This is a genomic window from Niastella populi, from assembly GCF_002078015.1.
GTDB lineage: Bacteria > Bacteroidota > Bacteroidia > Chitinophagales > Chitinophagaceae > Niastella > Niastella populi.
In genome coordinates, this window is record NZ_LWBP01000199.1 from 382,416 (window position 1) to 402,400 (window position 19,985).

At 48.6% G+C, this 19,985-nt stretch carries 9 protein-coding genes; 8 read left to right on the plus strand and 1 reads right to left on the minus strand.

The annotated features are described in order from the left end of the window. Positions 1–11 precede the first annotated feature (11 nt). The 8 genes from A4R26_RS23075 (at position 12) to A4R26_RS23110 (ending at position 10,990) form a co-directional block, all read left to right on the plus strand. Positions 12–1,562: a pyridoxal phosphate-dependent decarboxylase family protein gene (locus A4R26_RS23075; protein ID WP_081168888.1), complete on the plus strand. Its 1,551-nt coding sequence runs from the start codon at positions 12–14 to the stop codon at positions 1,560–1,562. Then, a complete protein-coding gene (locus tag A4R26_RS23080) occupies positions 1,516–3,939 on the plus strand; it encodes a GNAT family N-acetyltransferase (RefSeq protein ID WP_081168889.1) in 2,424 nt (807 codons plus the stop codon). Before A4R26_RS23075 ends, A4R26_RS23080 begins: the two co-directional genes overlap by 47 nt. Before the next feature lie 226 nt (positions 3,940–4,165). Then, a complete protein-coding gene (locus A4R26_RS23085; RefSeq protein WP_081168890.1) occupies positions 4,166–5,485 on the plus strand; it encodes a lysine N(6)-hydroxylase/L-ornithine N(5)-oxygenase family protein in 1,320 nt (439 codons plus the stop codon). A 22-nt stretch (positions 5,486–5,507) separates the two neighbouring features. Further along, positions 5,508–7,346 carry an IucA/IucC family protein gene (locus A4R26_RS23090; RefSeq protein WP_081168891.1) on the plus strand — a complete coding sequence of 613 codons (1,839 nt, stop codon included), beginning with the start codon at positions 5,508–5,510 and terminating at the stop codon, positions 7,344–7,346. Continuing rightward, entirely contained in the window at positions 7,343–8,770 is a 1,428-nt protein-coding gene (locus A4R26_RS23095) for an MATE family efflux transporter (RefSeq protein WP_081168892.1), read from the plus strand. Before A4R26_RS23090 ends, A4R26_RS23095 begins: the two co-directional genes overlap by 4 nt. Positions 8,771–8,925: 155 nt before the next feature. Continuing rightward, the gene (locus tag A4R26_RS23100) at positions 8,926–9,165 is read left to right on the plus strand and encodes an acyl carrier protein (protein WP_081168893.1); all 240 of its coding nucleotides are present in this window, start codon (positions 8,926–8,928) and stop codon (positions 9,163–9,165) included. 38 nt (positions 9,166–9,203) lie between these two features. Further along, complete coding sequence (locus A4R26_RS23105) at positions 9,204–10,574, plus strand: AMP-binding protein (protein ID WP_081168913.1); 1,371 nt, start codon at positions 9,204–9,206, stop codon at positions 10,572–10,574. Positions 10,575–10,780: 206 nt separating this feature from the next. Further along, positions 10,781–10,990: a hypothetical protein gene (locus A4R26_RS23110; RefSeq protein WP_081168894.1), complete on the plus strand. Its 210-nt coding sequence runs from the start codon at positions 10,781–10,783 to the stop codon at positions 10,988–10,990. A gap of 93 nt (positions 10,991–11,083) precedes the next feature. Here the strand turns inward: A4R26_RS23110 and A4R26_RS23115 are convergent, their stop codons facing one another. After that, the gene (locus tag A4R26_RS23115) at positions 11,084–19,768 is read right to left on the minus strand and encodes a beta strand repeat-containing protein (protein WP_081168895.1); all 8,685 of its coding nucleotides are present in this window, start codon (positions 19,766–19,768) and stop codon (positions 11,084–11,086) included. Between the last annotated feature and the right edge of the window lie 217 nt (positions 19,769–19,985).

Below are 19,985 nucleotides of genomic sequence, written 5' to 3' on the forward strand. Positions count from 1 at the left end.
CAGGTACACCAATGGAAAAACAAACCTTGATCTCCATATACGCAACGGAGTTACCCGAAAATGAAACGGACGATACCCTGTACAACGACATCTTTCATGAAGGAACGGAAACCGGATATCGCCTTGCCATCAGGGCTGCGGCCGAACAGATCTCCGGATTTTTAAAGCACACAAAAAAACCCTTCAGTGGTATAAAACCGGCCACACTCCTGGCTGAATTTGAGAATATCAGTCTCGATACCCCTTTGCCCGATTATAAAAGCCTGTATGACGAGGTAAATGCGTTGTACATAAAACATGCAACCGCTTTTCATTTGCCGCAGTATATAGCGCATCTAAACTGCCCGGTAGTAATTCCCGCCCTGGCCGCCGAAGTGATCATCAGCGCCATCAATTCATCGCAGGACACCTACGATCAAAGCGCGGGCGGCACATTTATCGAACGCCGGCTTATCGACTGGACCGGCAAACAGATAGGCTATAATACCCAATGCGATGGCGTATTTACAGGGGGCGGCTCACAAAGCAATTTGATGGGGTTACTGCTGGCCCGTGATTACTATGCGCTCGCATACCTAAACCACAATATCAAGTTACAGGGACATCCCGCCAATGCACATAAGTTCAGAATTTTTGTGTCGGAAAAAGCGCATTTCAGCAATCAGAAAAATGCTTCGCTGATGGGGCTGGGCGAACAGGCCATCATAAAGGTTGGAACCGATGAGCGCTTCCGCCTCGATGCAGCGCAACTGGAGAAAGCGGTTCAGGAGGAAATAGAAAAAGGCAATATTCCCATTGCCATCGTAGCTACTGCCGGCACTACCGATTTCGGGAATATCGATCCGCTGGAAGATATCTCCCGCATTGCCAGGCAGCACAACATGTGGATGCATGTAGATGCCGCCTACGGTTGCGGGTTACTACTGTCAGATAAGTACCGGCATTTGATAAATGGTATCGAACTGGCCGATTCGGTAACGGTCGATTATCACAAATCATTCTTTCAACCGATCAGCAGCAGCGCCTTTCTCGTCAGGAATAAACTGCACCTCAATATCATTAAACATCACGCCGATTACCTGAACCCCAAAGAACAGGATTATGATGAGCTGCCGGCGCAGATCAACAAATCTATTACCCAAAGTACGCGCCGTTTCGATGCATTGAAACTATGGTTCACGCTGCGTTTAATGGGCAAACAAAAGCTGGGCCGATATACCGATACGATCATCGAAACAACCGAACAGGCCGCCTGTCTAATCGACAACTCGCATCATTTCGAACTGTTGAGCCATTCAGACCTCGGCGTGCTGGTATTCCGGTATATACCACAGCACACAGGCGGCATCGACATTTGCGCCATGAACCTGCACATTAAACAAACCATGTTCTTCAATGGCGAAGTACTGGTAGCCAGTACCAGGGTGAACGGACAGTTCTACCTGAAGTTCACCATCCTGAACCCCCTTACGACCATTCAACACATTCAACACATTCTAACAATCATAAAGAAGCATGGAAAAGATTTTGAGCAACGCAGCCACGCAACGGCAAACAGCTGAGCACATAAATTACACGGCGCTGATCAACAGTTACTGCCGCGAGTTCGGTAACTGGAGCCGGTATGAGGGCATTCCGAAATATGATGAGGTGCTGGCCGACTGGTTTCAACATACCGGGTACGCCAGGCATATTCGCATCGATCTTTCTACCATAGGTGCTGAAGTATATATCCCATTGCAGTATTATTCTGAAACCGGCATGCATGGTTTTTATTTCCCGGTGGCGGAAAGAGACCTGTCGGCCAATTGTATCACCGCCATCGATGCCACCCGTTTCCTCGGGCTGGTGACCCGATATGCAACAAGCATTTATCCCGATGCGGAAGCCGGCCGTACGGCTTACCTGATGCAGAACAGCATACATAACCTTGGCGTTTTCCTCGACAGGTTCGAAACAAACAAGCCTGGTATTTTCAACCCGCAACAAACATTCATTGAAGCAGAGCAATCCCTGCTACTGGGCCATAGCTTACACCCGCTAACCAAAACAAGAGAAGGTTTCAATACCGATGACCTGTTGCGTTACTCCCCAGAAACGCAGGCCCGGTTTCCATTACATTACTTTTTGATCCATCCTGAGTATGTAACGGAGAAAAACACGGAAGCCATCCTTCCCTGCGACAAACTGAAACAGGAATTGCTGGCAGGCGATGCCAGCCCTGCCATAAGATCGATGCTCAGGGAATACTATGATTATAAAGTAGTGCCGGCACATCCCTGGGAAGCACAATACCTGCTACAGCAAACCGCGGTACAGGAAATGATGGCGAAGGGTTTATTGCATAGCCTTGGAGAAACCGGCGTGCTATACGCCGCCACCTCCTCTGTTCGCACCGTGTACAATGAAGAAAGCGACTGGATGTACAAACTCTCTCTTCACGTAAAGATCACCAATTCATACCGGGTGAACTATCCGCATGAACTATATCGCGGTAACGAAGCAGCGCAACTGATGCAAACCGGCTGGGGCAAAGCATTGCAGCAACGGTTTCCCGGTGTGGAGTTCATTACCGATCCTGCTTATATTATGGTAAACTGGAACGGTGAAGTGATAGACGGGTTCACTACCAGCATTCGTAAGAATGTATTTAAGGGAAACAATGCACAAAAAAATGTATCGTTGATAGCTGCCCTGTGCCAGGACAGTATTGCCGGGCAAACTCCCCGCATTGTAAATATCATACATGAGGCGGCAAAATACCGGAACAGGCCGGTGACCGAAACTGCGCTCAACTGGTTTGCGCAATACCTGCAGGTTTGTGTAAAACCGCTGATCGGAATATTCAATGAATTTGGATTGGGCAGCGAATACCATCAGCAGAATTTGTTGCTTGAAATGGATAACCACCTGTTCCCCGCAAAAATATATTTCCGCGATAACCAGGGTTTCTTTTTCCGTGAAGGGAAAGTAGATGAATTGCTAAAGGCCATTCCCGGTTTCGGCAGTAACAGCCGTTCATTTATTCCCGAAGAACGTATGTACCGGTATTGGGACCACTATCTCATTTCAAATAATTTATTCGGCCTGGTAGGCGCAATGGGTAAATACCAGTTGGCCGATGAAGTGACGCTGTTGCGAATGGTGTATGAAGCACTGGCATCGTTGAAGGATACAGATACCACAGGTTTGGTAAACCATTTTATGACAAGCCATAAACTGAACACCAAAGGCAATTTGCTTACCAGTATCAATAACATGGATGAAGCCAGTGCGCCGCGCACCAACCCTGCGGTGTACCGGACTTTTTACAATCCATTGCACAAATATTTCTTTAGCAATACCCTCATCGATCCGGCTTCAAAGGAAATTTTCTATAACCGCCATTTCGAAAAAGAAAATGTAACGATCAGCCTGCGCCCGATCGACCTGGAACGTGATCTTGAAATGTTGCACGAGTGGTTCCATCGGGAGCATGCTATTAAGATCTGGCAAATGAACTGGCCCATTGGCAAACTCGAAACCTATTACCGCACATTACTTGCCGGTGATATGTTGTATGCCTATATCGGTGAAGCCAATGGCGAGCCCACCTGTTATTTCGAAGTATACTGGGCGGTTCGTGATCTGGTGGGTGAATACTACGATGTATTGCCCACCGATTATGGCACACACCAGTACATTGCCCCGGTTGATCCCAAAAAGAAATACGTATCGCCTTTCACCCAGTGTATAGTGGATTATGTATTTGCACAACCGCAGGTAGGTAAAATGGTGGGCGAAGGTTCGGTCGATTCGATGGCATCGCTTATGAATAAACTCCATGTGGGTTTCAAGGTAGAAAAGATCATTGAAATGCCACACAAAAAAGCCAACCTGAACTTTTGCTACCGCGAATGGTTCTGGGCCAAATTTCCCCAATACAGGCTGAACGCTTAAGGCTTAATGCTGAAGACTGCCTTCCGAACCGGTGTTCCTCGTGATAACGCTAAAAGCCGAAGGCATAACGCTACAGTCTATACCGGCGCTCCTTTCTTCTTTTCTGCACCTTCGCGAAGGTTCGGAATGAAAGACAGCTAAAAAGCTTTGCATTTAGCGTTCAGCCTTCAGGGTTTAGCAGTTATTTAAAAGAAAAAACATACTTGTAAAAGAAAAGGATAATTAAATGAAAACATATTCGCTAATTGGTATCGGTATCGGTCCGTTCAACCTCGGGCTTGCGGCATTGACAGAACCGCTGACAGATATGAGCACCCTGTTCTTCGATCAATCGGAATCGTTCGACTGGCACCCGGGGCTCATGTTGCCCAATGCCACGCTGCAGGTGCCCTTTATGGCCGACCTGGTTACCCTGGCCGACCCTACCAACAAATACACCTTCCTTAATTTTTGTAAACTAACGGAACGGATCTACCCGTTTTACATCAGGGAGAATTTCAATGTACTGCGGAAAGAATATAACTGCTATTGCCAGTGGGTGGCCACCCAACTGACCAATGTGCGCTTTGGCCATGAAGTTACCGGCATTGAATACGATAACAATTTGTATGCAGTAACCGTTCGCAGGGCGAAAAACAGCAAACCCGAAATTTATTATGCAGAACGGCTTGCGCTTGGCACCGGTACGCAACCTTATATGCCGGCCTTCATCGACCGCAGTCAAACGCCGAATGTGATCCATACTTCACAATACCTGACGCACAAAAAGAAACTGCTTGAAAGCAGTTCCGTGGCGGTCATCGGTTCCGGCCAAAGTGCGGCTGAAATATTCCAGGACCTGCTGCCATTTACCCAACAGGGCATGCAGGTAAACTGGTTTACCCGTTCGCCCCGTTTCTACCCCATGGAATATTCAAAACTCACGCTCGAGCTCACCTCTCCTGAGTATGTTGACTATTTCTACAACCTGCCGGAAGAAAAGAGAAAGAAATTGCTCATGAAACAAAACGCCTTGTACAAAGGCATCAACTACGACCTGATCAACGACATCTTTGATCAGTTGTATGAAATGAGTGTCGACAATGTACCGCTGCCGGTGAACATAAGATCGAACATGCGGCTGGAAAATATTACACCGGCAGAAGAAGGCGGAACAAATGAGCTGTTGTTCACCGAAACCGAACAGCAGGAGCCGTATAGGTGTAAGGCCGGTTTTGTTGTACTGGCAACCGGTTACAAATACAGGGAGCCGGCATTCTTAGCGGGAATTGCCAACCGCATCAACCGCCAGCCCGATGGATTGTTCAGGGTACAACGCGATTACACCATCGATGTGAACGGCGACGAGATCTTTGTACAGAACGCAGAACTGCACACCCATGGCTTTGTAACGCCCGACCTCGGTATGGGCGCGTACCGCAACGCACACATCATTAATAAGGTAAGCGGCCGCGAAGTATACCAGATCGAAAAACGGATCGCGTTTCAAACCTTTGGCGCCGAAAAAACAGAACAACTGGCGCCGGTATACAGCAACATCATTTAAACCAACCAGCAAACCATAAAAAATGAATGCACAATTACCAGCAGGCACCCGGCCGCTTGATAAAACCATATGGCAAAAAGTGAACAACCGGTTGCTGGCAAAAAGCATTGCTGAATTAATGCATGAACAGGTGGCGCAACCCGACATTGTTTCGGAAGATGATGACGGCAGAACGCATTTCCTGTTATCTACCGGCCAGTTGAATATTTATTACACCTTTGCCGGTTATAAACGCCAGCTCGATTACTGGCATATAGAAGCCAACAGCATCCTGCGGCACAACAATGGCAATACGGAAACTGCAGCAGATGCGCCGCTGTTTTTTGTAGACCTGCAAACCACATTCGGGATAAGTTCATTTACGCTGGCGCATTATGTAGAAGAGTTATTGCACACATTGTATGCAGACGCTTTTATACATACGCGCACCCGGTTAAAAGCCTGCGAACTGGCGGCTGCAGACTACCAAACGGTAGAACGCCAGATGGATGGCCATCCCTGGGTGATCGTAAATAAAAGCCGGTTGGGTTTCGATCATGAAGATTACAGCCATTATGCACCCGAAGCCGGTCAGCCGGTACAGTTGCAATGGATCGCCGCGCATAAAAGCCGCGCCGCCTTCCGCAGCCTCGACCATATTGAAGAATCAGCATTCTTTAAGCAGGAACTAGGTACAGTAATGATCGAAGCGTTTGAAAAAAAACTTACAGATCGTGGCGTGAATGCGGCCGATTATACCTTCATACCGGTACATCCCTGGCAATGGAACAATAAGCTGCTGGTGCAATACGCCGGCGACATTGCCAACAACCTACTGATCCCGATGGGCGCCGGGGACGATATGTATTCACCCCAGCAAAGTATCCGTACCTTTTACAATACCAGTAACCCCAACAGACATTATGTAAAAACAGCCATTTCCATTTTAAGCACGGGTAATATCCGGGGGCTTTCACCCAAACAAATGGCAATAGCGCCGCGCGTAACAACGTGGGTGATGAATATACTGCAACAGGATGTTTACCTGCAAAGCCTTGGCCTGGTATTATTGGGCGAAGTGGCAACCGTAAGTTATATACATCCATATTACCACTCCATTGTTGATCCGCCATATCAATACAGGGAATTCCTTGGGGTACTGTGGCGGGAAAGTGCCGGAAAATATCTTCAACCGGGCGAACGCATTATTACTATGGCCTCCCTGTTATATGTAGATAATGAAGGCAACTCCCTGGTGGGCGAACTGGCAAAACGATCAGGCCTTACCGTAAAAGTCTGGTTACAGGCCTACCTGAACGTTTACCTGAAACCGTTGCTGCAGATCTATTACCAGCATTCCCTTTGCGTAACACCGCACGGCGAGAACATCATTCTTGTTTTAAAGAACGATGTACCGGTGCGTATTATCATCAAAGATTTCGTTGATGACATTGTGCTCACTGAAGAAGCCAAAGAAAAACTGCCCATAGACCTTGCAGAGGGCATGATCGCGTCTTCCAACAGGGAGAATATTCCGCTGTTTATCCTGCTGGGCGTTTTTGACGCATTTTTCAGGTACCTGAGCAATGTACTGCACACGTACGACAAATATGATGAAAGCAGTTTCTGGCAACAGGTGTATGATGTTATTGTCGACTACCAGTTGGCCCACCCGGCATTGAGGCATAAGTTCGACAAATACAACCTGTTCACGCCCGAATTCAAACGCTTTTACATCAATAGCGTACGGCTGCTGGGGAATGCGTATGAAGAAAAGACCAGCTTTGCCATTCCGCGCAAAGGCGGCACCTTACAAAATCCGCTGGCGCCTATCAGGCAACAGGCGCTAAGCGAATCAATAAACGCACAGGCAGCTTTATGAAATTATACAAACAAAAAATAAAAGCGGCGCTCTCGTACAGTACTTACCTGTTCGAGCTGCTGAAACTGGCCGTTGCGGGCAAGGAGAAAAAGTTCACTACAGGAAGCATTAACCGCGCCATTGTATTACTGGCCGTGCCAATGGTGCTGGAACTGGTGATGGAATCATTATTCGTATGCGCCAACCTGTTTTTTGTAAGCAGGTTGGGCGCCAGCGCCATCTCGATTGCCGGCACCACCGAATCGATCGTCACGTTTTCATATTCGGTTGCCATCGGGTTAAGCGTTTCCGCTTCTTCCATCATTTCGCGAAGGGTTGGGGAGAAAAAACCCAAAACAGCAGGGCTTACCGCCATGCAGGTGATCTATACCGGTTTGGCCGTTTCATTGCTCATCAGTACTATCACCAGCGTATTCTATCGCGAAATTTTGCAATGGATGGGTTTATCATCCGCCCTTATTAATGAAGGCGCCCTGTTTTGCCGGCTCATGTTTGGCAGCACGTTATTCCTGCTGCTGCGTATTGCGATCAACGGTATCTTCAGGGGATCGGGTGATGCAGCCCTCGCTATGCGAACACTCTGGTTATCGAACGGTATCAATATTGTGCTATGCCCCATTCTCATTTTTGGCTGGGGCCCCGTGCCTGCGATGGGTTTAACCGGTGCAGCACTGGCAACAGCTGGCGCCCGCATAGCAGGCGTAGTGTATCAATCGTGGTACCTGTTGCGCGGCAAAACCATTATTACCATTGGCAAAGCGCAGTTACTTTTTGTTCCGGCTATCATTGGCAAAATTGTAAAACAGGCAGCCGGCGGCACCTTACAATATATGATCCCCGCCTCCAGCTGGATGTTTATGATAAAGATCGTTTCGCACTTTGGCCCCAATGCGCTGGCGGGGTATATTATTGCACAGCGGGTTGCCTCGGTAGCAACCATGCCTGCCTGGGGCATTGGCAATGCAGCCGGGGTATTGACCGGACAAAACCTCGGGGCAAAACAACCTGAACGTGCCGTGCAAACCGTTTGGAAAGCAGGTACTGTAAACATGTGTTTTCTGATACTGGTAGCCGGGTTCTGGTTCTTTGCCGCAAAACCGGTCGTAAGCCTTTTTTCCGATGTACCCGAAGTGATCAGCTACAGCATCATGTACATTCAGTTTATTTCAATGGCATACATACTGCTCGGTTATACCATGGTGATCTCAAGATCGCTGAATGCAGCCGGCGATATAAAACAGGTTTCACTACTGTATATCCTGATGTTTTACATTACGCAACTGCCATTGGCCTGGCTGCTGGGCGTTGTGTTTAACTGGGGACCAAAAGGTATTTTCATTGCCATTCTTGTTTCAGAACTGGTACTGGCCATAGCCTGCATTACCGTTTTCAAAAAAGGAAAATGGAAAACGATCAAAGTATGAAGGTTACCGGGTACCAGTTACCGGGTAAAAAATGCTGAGTTCCCGTTTACTTTTAAAACGACCGGAATTCAAGACCTGGCAACCGGAAAACCGGCAACTATAAAATTCGATTAAAGGGAAGAAATACAATTAACAACAAACCAATAACAATAACAATGCACACACAACAAAATTTACAGGAAGTGATAGCCAAAGCATTTGGCATTGCCCCAACCGACATTACCGACGAACTGGAATACCAGGGCATCCCTGAATGGGATTCCGTATCGCACCTGGTACTGGTTACCGAACTGGAAACTGCTTACGGCATCACCATCGAAATGGAAGATGTACTGACCATGGGCAGTGTGGCCAAAGTGAAGGAACTGCTGAAAAAGTACAATGTGATAATGTGATAATGAAAGGCAATAATCATTTACCAATACCATTCACCATGTCATTATACGATCTTATTAATAAGAATCAGGATCTTTTCTTTATAGATGCGCAAACGGGTCATGCCGTTTCTGTAAAAACAATGCACCAATCCCTGCAAATCGACAATACGCAGGGACTGGTGTTTATTTACAACGATAACCTGATCGGTTCCATTGAAGTGCTGCTGAATTTCCTGAACAGCAAATTCACCGTTGTGCTGCTCGGCGCGCAGTTGCATCCTTCTTTCAAACAAAACCTGGAAGAACTGTACACGCCCTATTACATTTACGACCCGGGGCGTAAAACCATTGAAGGATATAAAAGTACCCAGGTTTCGGCTTCCATTCGTTTATTAAAAAGAAAGGAAACGCCGGCTTACTCTATTCACTCCAACATAAAAATGCTGTTGAGCACCTCAGGAACTACAGGCTCACCGAAGTTTGTCAAGTTATCGGACGGGAACTTAGTGCATAATGCCTATTCCATTCTCGACTATATGCCTGTCAAAAAAGATGATGTAGTGCCGTTGAATGTGCCCATTATTTTTGTATACGGCCTGTCGATCTTCACCACCAATTGTATGGCGGCAGGCAGTATTGTATGCACCAATAACGACATACTGCAACCTGCCTTCTGGACCGACTTTTCGAAATACAATTGCAGCACCATCGGCGGTGTACCATACGTGTATGAAATGTTGCACCGCATCGGGTTCTTTAAAAAGGATCATCCCTCTTTGCGCTACATGACCCAAACCGGCGGCATCCTCAACCAGGCATTACGCACCGAGATCGCCCGGTATATTTCCACTTACGGTAAACAATTTTTTGCGCAATACGGACAAACAGAAGCCGCGGGCCGTATGGCATATCTTCCGCAACAGGATCTTTTGGAGAAAGCAGCTTCTATTGGCAGGCCCATTAAAAACGGCCGGTTCGAGATCGACGATGAAACCAGCGAGCTTATTTATTATGGTCCCAATGTGTTTGGCGGTTATGCCAATGGCCCCGGCGATCTCGGCACCTGGCATGAAACCAACAAACTTTACACCGGTGATGTAGCGCGGGTAGATGACGACGGTTATTATTATATAACCGGAAGAATCAAACGCATTATAAAATTGTTTGGCACCCGCCTGAACCTCGATGAAGTAGAACTGATCCTGAAGAACGCGCTGGGCGGACAAACAGTTGTATGCACCGGCATCAATGACAAATACCTGCGGGTATCTCACGTAAACGATCAGTTGGAAGAAAGCGTGATCAAACTGGTATTGAAAGAAAAGCTGCAGATCCATCCGGCATCTGTACAGGTAAAATACATACCCTGTATGCCGCTTACGCCCAATGGAAAGATCGATTATCCGGCTGTTATGAGCGTTGCCTGATTATATTAATCAACAATAAATACACCCATCTGATTGTGAACTCAATCAGATGGGTTTTATACTTTTAGAAATATTTTTTAAACTGATATAAAATCGCAAATTAGTATTCCCAACCCTGTTCAGCATGCGATCTTTAAATCAATTCTTATCGGCATTAATCGCCAATTATTACCAAAGTTGCTGGTGTATTTTCTCCACAAAACCCGTTGATCAAAAAAAACACTCCCGATCATATCAGCACTTTAATTAAGAATGCAGATGACTGCGACAAACGTGACCGTGAGGAACGGCAGAATGAACGGAATTATAATTTCAAGATCATGGCAACCGTTTTATTCACCTCGGTACGGTTTACCGAAACCATTTCACCTGTTGTGTTACAGAAGATCGCGAACTGGTTGAAAACGATTGAATAGTTGCTTAACGCGGAACGCCTGACGCAAAAACCATGTTATCTGGTTACGCATCAGGCATTCCGCGTTTGGCGTCAGGCGTTTGGCATACTGCGTTTAGTGCCGCACCATAAACCGGATGGTTTGTTTTTTCCCGTCATCTCCTATTCCATGCAACGTATACACGCCATTTGCCATTCCGGCCAGCGAAACATCGATATCATTCACACCCGATATTAAAGAAGTGGTGAACTGTTTAACCTTTTTACCGACTGCATCCAACACGGTCCAGCTTATTTTCATTGTTCGCGGCGTGCTTATCCGCAGTTTGGCGCTGCTTCCGGTAACCAGTGTCGGCATCAGTTTCACATTGAACTCAACTACGGCTGCTTTCAGCATACCCTGGTTGGTTAGTACGATATTGCCCAACCCGGTTGTTGATAAAGTTACCAGTCTGGCAGCCGGTGTACCGGCAGGTGTTACACCGCCTTGTGGTGATATCAGCGCCCAGGTGGCTCCATTGTAAACGCCTGCATCCATAACAGCTGTTGGCACACATGCAGGATTTGCATCGGCATCTGCATATTGCAGCGTAATATCCACAGGCGCTGCGGGAATAACGGTTGTCGTTACGTTCCAGGTACGGTTGATGGCTTTGTTGTCATCGATCACGCTGGCGATCAGCCCGGCTTTTACCCTTACTACATAGGTCATTCCCTGGCCGTTGCCAATGATAACCGGGTTATAGTTGCCGGCTGCATGTGCCACCGGAACAGTAACCGTATTGTCAACATACACAGCAATGGCAGAGCCGTTTCCATTTGTAATGATATGGCTGCCCAAACTTCCACCGGTAACTTTTCGCAACGAGAGATCGTAAGCGCCAAGTGTAATATTACCGTTTGTTAAAGTAAGCATATTACCTGCATACATGTTACCATCCAGTGTAACGCCGCCCGCACCGTCCATGATCACCTCACCTACCGTCATGGCTGCTACCTGCTGGCTGGTTGCGCCCCGGAAGGCTATGGTACCTGCATTGGCAATGAATGTACCGTTGTTTGCAAAATTGCCATACAGGTTCAATGTGCCGTTTGGATCTATATTCAACGTAGCTCCGGCGCCGATAGTAACGTTATTGGCACTGGCTGCAGCGCTGATCACCGGACTAAATGGCGTTCCGGCATTGATGGTCACATTTGTGGTTGATACCGGTACACCACCACACCAGTTGGCTGCCGTGTTCCAGTCACTGCTCACCTGCCCCACCCAGCTATTGGATGATTGAACAGATAAAGTAGCCACACCGGATACTACAATACCGCAGGGATTGGTGATCACCACATCGTACTGGCCGGCATCTGTTACTACAGCATTTGAAATAGAATAAGTATCGTTGGTAGCGTTGGTGATGTTCACGCCATTTTTTCTCCATTGATAAGTAAGCCCCGAACCGGTTGCACCAATGCTGAATGCAACCGGGCTGCCCATACATACACCCTGGTTTTGCGGCTGGGTAACAATGGCAATTCTGTCATTTACCCTGGCCTCAACCGGCGTACGCGCAGTTGAACAGGTACCCGCGGCAGCCATTACATAATACGTGGTGGTATCTGTGATCACAGGCGTGGTAAAGGATGAACCAACTCCTACGGGAGTAGTTGAAGTTGCATCGGCATACCAGTACAGCGTTGAACCTGCCGAACCTGTTGCCTGCAGATTTACCATACCCGGGTTACAACGGGCGCCTGGTGTTGTGCCGGTGACGGCCGGACTGTTTATGATCACTTTAACGGCCGGTGTGTACAAAGTATCGGCTACACAGGCAGCCGCAAGGCGATAATACAAAGTTTGCGTTGCTGCAGGTGTCGTAAATGGCGTTGTGGTCGCGTTGGCGATATTCGAATACGTAGCGGAGTCGGTACTTTGCTGCCATTGAATATCAGAGAACCCATTGCCACCGGTCATGGTCAGTACAGGCGCCCCGTTAAAGCAATAGCTGGTTTGTGATGCGCTGATGGCGCCCAACACCAGTGCAACACGGGTACGGGTAACTGTTGACATAGCGTCGTTCGAGACTTTCACATCGCCGGTTACGGTTGTTTTAGCGTCGAAAATATAAGTACCTGCGGCGCTCATATTCACCGAGTCGGTAGTACCGTTCAGTTCAACATCCATCGTAGCGCCTCCTGCCAGCGTACCTGTATTTATGGTGGTATTGACAGTTGCGGTAGTTGCGCCAGTAACGTTTACGGTAAGGGTAACCGGGTTGGCGGCAAAGTCGATGGCCACAGAACTGTTATTTCTCACTTTGATCGTCACGGCTTCTTTTCCATAACATCCTTTGCCGGTTATAGGAGACTCCAATGAAACCGCCTGCATATCGATGCCATTCGATTGCGTGAACTCATCGGCGCCCACATCAGGCGTCAGCGGGTCCCTTATTTCGCCCTCGATATCATCTGTTACCAGTATAACCGGGTCTCCGGCGCCATTCGCCGGTGAGAAAACCGAAGTGGTGATATGCAGATCTACCGTAGCGGAAGGGCCGGTTGCATCTACGAACAATGGGTCGGCTGCCTGGCTGGTGGTATCACCCCCGATATTCCAGCCGCTGGTGTAAGCGGTAGCAAACACGATACCTGCTGTATTGGTGGAAACGAAATTACCCCCGGTTCCGCCATAGCCATAAATATTATGTTCGAAGGAGAAGCCGGCCAAACCATTTACCCAAATGGCATTGTGCACACCACCCGTTGTAGCGTTCGACCGGTCATTGATAAAGATGTTATTCCGTACATTATCGCTTCCTGTCACGGTTTCTTTACGAATGGCAGAAGTGTTCCTTGCCGTGGTTCCCACACCGGTTCCGCCAATGTAAACACTATTGTAAAGAATATTGCTGTTAAGCCCGGAGCCTTTCATGATACCATCGATGCGTATTGCATTGGTAAATGAAGTACCGTCGGGGCGTATCCCCAGGCGCACCATATTATTATAAATGTCAGCTTTACCCTGGTTAAGTTCTATACCCCGCATGTTGGCATTGGTATTGGCTGTAGTAACATCAAAGCTGTGCACCGTATTTTTTGAAATGGTATTGGTAATGGCATCTGAATTATTACCCCAGAAAAAGATACCTTCAATATATACCCCGGCAGTGGCCGCACCTGAAACCAGGCTGTGAACGGTATTGCCCGACACCGTTACCGGGTTGGCGGTAGTAGACCCCATATAAATACCCAGCACTGCCGAACTGCCGCTGCCAAACGCATAACCGGAAGCGCTATACAGATTGCGCACGGTATTACCCGAAACGGTTGAAACAATAGATGCCGCCGATCCGATATTGATACCGGCTGTTTGACAACCATTGAGCGTTGAAGTAGAATTATTGGTGAGGTTGGCAATGGTATTGTTCGTAATGGCGAACGTACCTGCGCCTGAAGGAATATTGATACCTCTTACATATATGCTGTTAGTTGTGCTTACTGCATTTATGCTGTTGGCAGTGGTTAAACTACCTATCAGGTTGCCATCGATATTCACCGTTCCCGGCTGGTTATCGTAGATACCCGAGAAATTATTACCGGCATTGGAAAGTGTGATACCGCCGGCTACGTTCTGCCGCAGGTTGATCACCGAATTGGCGCCGCCCCCGTTCGAGATAAAATAGGGAATGGTATGAGAACCGCTTCCGGCCGCGATAGTGATGGCGCCGGTTCCGGTAGCCGAACCAACGATATTTCCGGTAACCGTTCCGATGTTCACGTTACCGTTTGAACCGGTAACCGCTACCCCATGGAAAACATCATTTGCCGTGGTAACCGTACTGGTTATAGCGATATTGGTTATAGTATTTCCCTGTATTGAACTTGGCATTACGGGGAAGCCATCGGCCACCTCGAGGCGAATACCATCGAAATAGTTGGCAAACGAGGTTAAAGTATATGGCGTACCGGCGCAGGCTGGTTCAGAACCGCCAATGTAATTATCAGTAATGGTAAATCCATTGCCTGTGCTGCCGGCGTTGCGGTTAGATGAAATCCAGATAGCGCGGTTAAATCCTGCTGTTGTATAGGTACGCGTTGCGGTCTGGAAGAAACTGTTACCGATGATCGCCCAGCCACTCACCCCCTGAGTCAGTTCTATACCGGCTGAATTATTATTTGCCAGGAAGAAATCATAGATATTACAATTGGAGATCGTGTCATTGTCATTGAAGTTGCTGTTCGCCCCGGTATTATTGGCGCCCAGTGCATATACTCCTATCGATGGAATGGAAACACCGGTACCGCTCGAGTGAATATTACAATGATCGATCGTATTATTATCGTTACCGTTTGCACCATTGTTCCCGAAGAAAACAACCCCGGCCATAGTAGCGGGTTGCGTACCGCCGATAGCGTTCATCCCCTGCAGATCGCAATATTTTACATTATTGCGGGCGGCCTGGTTATCAAAACGGATCGCCGATCCGATAGCGCTGGTATTTACGATGTTCAGATTGGTTGTATTCAAACTGCCGGCAGCTGTAACGGTGATGCCTGCTCCAACCCCACCCGGTCTGCCATCGATGGTAACATAGGTACCACCGCTGAAATCGATCGTTGGCACAGGCAGTGAGGTAGTGATCACCAGGCCATTTGCGTTGGCAGCCGGCCTGATAAGCACGGTATTGGCCGGACTAAAACATGCATTGGAGCCAATAGTGATCGGGAACGTTTCACCGGTGCTTACATAATTGCTTTGCAGCTCCAGCGTAACCGAACCGCTGATACCGCCATTTAAGGAAGCCAGGGCTGCAGTCAGCGTGGGATAATCAGCGCCGGGCCCAACAGTGATCAGGCCGCCTGGTCCGCTACAACCATTGGTGGTTTTTGAAGCGGTGATGCCGGTGCTGTATTTCATTGCACTTACACAGGCATTATTATACGCGTATACATAATAATCATACGTTGTGCTGGCCAGCAAACCGGTATTGGCAAAACTCAAAGAAGCGCCGGAAGCAACTACGGTTCCGGTTCCCAGTAAACTTCCTACAGGATAGGCAATGCCATCTACAGGAGTTACCGGTGTGGCGCCGGCCGGGTAACGTACAATTAAATATCCGTTGGCGCCACCGGCAGAAGCGGTGAACGCACCATCTATCTGGGTAGCAGAAATAGTGGTGAGCACCAGTGCAGAGGGCGCATTGGGCGTTGTACAGGTTGCAGCGGCTGCCACAAAAACACCGGCATCGGCACCGATATCTACCGGTGTTAACCCGCTGCGGGTGTCGTTGTCGTAATCGTCAGTTATTGACGCTATGGCCGTACCCGTACCCTCGGCCACTGAAGCGCCGCTGGTATTGATATGCAGATTTACGGCCTGCAGGTTGCCATTGGGGTCAATGAAATTCGGATCACCGGTCACACTGTTCACATCGCCGCTGATCCAGCCGCCAATGGGTCCGCCGCCATTGATGTAATTACTGATCTCCACAGTTCCGCCATACGCGAACTTACCGCCTGTACCGCTGTACTGGTAAACGTTATAATCAACGGTTGCCCCTGTATTGGCGCCGGCGAAATAAATGCTGTAATGTTTGCCGCCGCCGGTTGCGTTCGAACGGTTATTGGCAAAGATATTGTCGCGGATGTCATAGGTGCCTGAAGAAGTATTGCGGGTAAACGCGTATGAGTTCGACGCGTTGGAACCCACACCGGCGCCGCCAATATACACGCTGTTATGGTAAAAACTATTGGCCGCTGTTGTATTGGCAGCGATCCCATTTATTGTGAGCGCCGTGGTGAGTGAAGTACCGTCAGGTTTTACCCCCAGGCGGATCATATTGTTGCTGTAAACACCCGTGCCGCTATTGATATGGATACCCGTGAATATAGCGCTGGTATTCGTGGCGCCCGCATCAAAACTATGAATGAAGTTTTTAGCGATCGTATTGGTTACAGCGGTTGTACCGCTTACATACAAACCGGTTACATTCACCGCAACCACTGCAGCCGTCGTAGACACCAGCGAATCGACAACGTTGCCGGTTATCACACTGCCTGCCGCATTCGTACTGGCGCAGTGAATACCAATTATGGCGCTTCCGGTGCCCGTAGCCGTGCTTTGTGTGGCATTGGCCAGCCTGGCAACGATATTATTGGTTATACCGCCGCTTATGTTGGCTGTTGTAGAAGCGATATTGATACCGATCACCTGCGAAGCGGCAGTGCCTGTAGTGGCATAGTTGCTGGTAAGGTTCCTGATGGTATTACCCGCTATGGTGAGCACCGATGCACCGGATGGTACATGAATACCATTTATGTACCTGCCGGTAGTGGTACCGGTATTGGATGCCGTAATATTGGTGATGGTATTATTGCTGAAATTCGCCGTTATAGCGGTATTGGTGTAAATACCGGAAAAGTAATTACCAACCGCGGTCAGTAATACGTTGCCAATGGTATTATTCCTGATGTTTGCATTGTACGTACCGGTTACATAGATCATATGACTGGCAATGGAACCGGTAGCGTTGATGGTTATACCGCCATCGGCATGCCCGTTTACGCCGGTAGCAGACCCGATGGTATTTCCGGTGAAATTGCCCACCTCTACGTTACCTCTGCCGTTTACGAGGGCAATCGCATGCATGGCATCGGTGCTGGTGGTAGCGGTACTGGTTGAAAGATTGATATTCGTTATAAGGTTGCCCTGTATGGAAGTGGACGCCTGCGGTGTGGCCGCATCAGCTACTTCTACCCGTATACCTTCAAAATAACCGGTTGTTCCGCCGGCCAGCGTATAAGGCGTACCACCGCAACCAGGCGCACTGCCGCCAATAAAGTTTGAAATAACGATAAACCCGTTACCTATTTCTCCCGCCGAAGAGGTGCGGAAAGGCACCAGCCACATGGCGCGGTGAAATGAATTGGCTGTAGTAACAGTTATAGCTTCGGTCTGGAAAAAACTGTTGGCAGCGATCGTCCAGCTGGTATTCCCCAGGTTCAACTCCAAGCCAACCGAGTTGGCGGCGTTGAAATAATCGTAAATATTACAACCGATCACGGCATTGTAATCATTGAACTGTGGTGCGTAAGCGGCAATGGCGCTCGAATTGTCGTACCCCAGCGAATAAATACCGATAGAAGGTTTTACAGCGCCGGTACCGGTGGAGTGAATATTACAATGATCGAATGTATTGTTATCGTTTCCACCGGCGCCCATGTTCCCTAAATAAACCACGCCCGATAATGCACTCGGCTGGTTGGCGCCATTTGTGTTCTGCCCCTGCAGATCGCAATATTTTATTGTATTGTTGGAAGCACCATTGTCGAGCCTGATAGCAGTGCCCGTTGCACTGGTGTTGGTGATATTCAAATTAATGGTATTGAGATTACCGGCAGCTGTAACCGCTATCGTTGTGCCAACGCCGCCGGGACGGCCGTCGATGGTCACATACTTTGCGCCGTTAAGATCAATGGTTGGCCCCGTATTGGAGCCGGCAATTACCAGTCCGTTTGCGCCTGCTTCGGGACGAATGGTTAGCGTACGCGACGCATTGAAACAGGCATTGGAGGCAATTACGATGGGAAATGTTTCACCGCTGCTGGTATAGGTGCTTTGCAGTTCAAGCGTCACAGAGCCGCTTACGCCACCTGACAATGCTGCCAGTGCTGCGGTCAATGTAGGATAGGTGCCTGTTGGCCCTACAGGTATTACACCAGCGGGACCGGTACAGGTATTGGTTGATTGAGTTCCCGTAAGCGGCGCAGCCGTATTGTAAACCGGGCCGATACAGTTGGTATTATTATAACCATATACATAAAAATCATAGGCTGTGCCGCCGGTTAAACCGCCGGCAGTAAAAGTAGTGGCCGTTCCTGTTTGCACTACCATACCTGTTCCTAAAGCGGTTCCTGCGGTATAAGTAGTACCATGAACGGGATCAACCGGCGTAGCGCCGGCCGGATAGCGTACAACAATATACGCATCGGAAGCAGGAGCTGCGGCGGTGAATGAGCCTGTTATCTGACTGGTGGACGAAGCATTCAGGACAAGTGCTGTAGGCTGTGCAGCAGGGGCCACACAGGCATTCATCATACTTACCGCCATCAAATGCGTGATACCGCGGAAACTGGTACGGGTAAATGTCAATGAAGTAATATTCTTTGCATAGTTAGCGCCGCTGACTGCCAGCGCCACCTGATAGATGCGTGGATTGCTGGCGCCGCCGGCATTGTCGAGCACCTGACCGGTGCCGTTAACCCGGCCTATCCCCTGAATGGCAAAACCGGCGCCATTGTACCAGTCGGGCACATTCAACCCTGTAATGGTTTGGGTAGAACCGTCGGAGAAATTAAGCGTAGCGTTTATCGTGGCATTGGAGCCACCCGATGTAACCAGCAAATAAACAATACCGGCAGTACGGGGCGATGCGAGGGTCAGGGTTCCGGTTTCGTTGATGGTATCCAAACGCAGCGAGTTATTGCCTGTAGCGTCTGCCATTTGAAAGGTCACCAATGCCGAAGCCGCACTGGTTATAAAACCGGAACTGGGCAGGTACCTCGTGGGCGTTCCGAAAGCGGTAAAACTCTGGTTAAGGAAATAATAACCGCCACTGTCGACATCGGCGGTAACCGAACCGGCAAACGCAGGGCCATCGGCTATTACATCGGCGTTGAAGCCGCTCACAGTAACCGGTGTAACCGTTTGCGCCGAACCGGCAAATGATAACAGCATCAACAGGATGCCGGCAAAAAAAGTTTGTAACCCCGCATGAACCTTCCGGATCACTGACGCAGAATTTCTCATATTACAGTATTGTGAAATGGTAAATCAATAAGCAATAGGCAGTAGACAAGAGACAAGAGGAATTCGCGATTAAAAGGAAGCATGCATATTGGCAATCCTTGCCAATTGCAATTTGCCAATTGTCAATTGTTTAAAGAAGGGGCCGCCCCAAAAGAGGCAACCCGATTTACATTTTATGAAACAATCGGGAAGTTATTCCCGATTGTTACAGTTCGGG

Bases quoted from the DNA above. Each gene is read 5' to 3' on its own strand.
- A4R26_RS23075 (WP_081168888.1), top strand. From the start codon at position 12: ATGGAAAAACAAACCTTGATCTCCATATACGCAACGGAGTTACCCGAA.
- A4R26_RS23080 (WP_081168889.1), top strand. From the start codon at position 1,516: ATGGAAAAGATTTTGAGCAACGCAGCCACGCAACGGCAAACAGCTGAG.
- A4R26_RS23085 (WP_081168890.1), top strand. From the start codon at position 4,166: ATGAAAACATATTCGCTAATTGGTATCGGTATCGGTCCGTTCAACCTC.
- A4R26_RS23090 (WP_081168891.1), top strand. From the start codon at position 5,508: ATGAATGCACAATTACCAGCAGGCACCCGGCCGCTTGATAAAACCATA.
- A4R26_RS23095 (WP_081168892.1), top strand. From the start codon at position 7,343: ATGAAATTATACAAACAAAAAATAAAAGCGGCGCTCTCGTACAGTACT.
- A4R26_RS23100 (WP_081168893.1), top strand. From the start codon at position 8,926: ATGCACACACAACAAAATTTACAGGAAGTGATAGCCAAAGCATTTGGC.
- A4R26_RS23105 (WP_081168913.1), top strand. From the start codon at position 9,204: ATGTCATTATACGATCTTATTAATAAGAATCAGGATCTTTTCTTTATA.
- A4R26_RS23115 (WP_081168895.1), bottom strand. From the start codon at position 19,768: ATGAGAAATTCTGCGTCAGTGATCCGGAAGGTTCATGCGGGGTTACAA.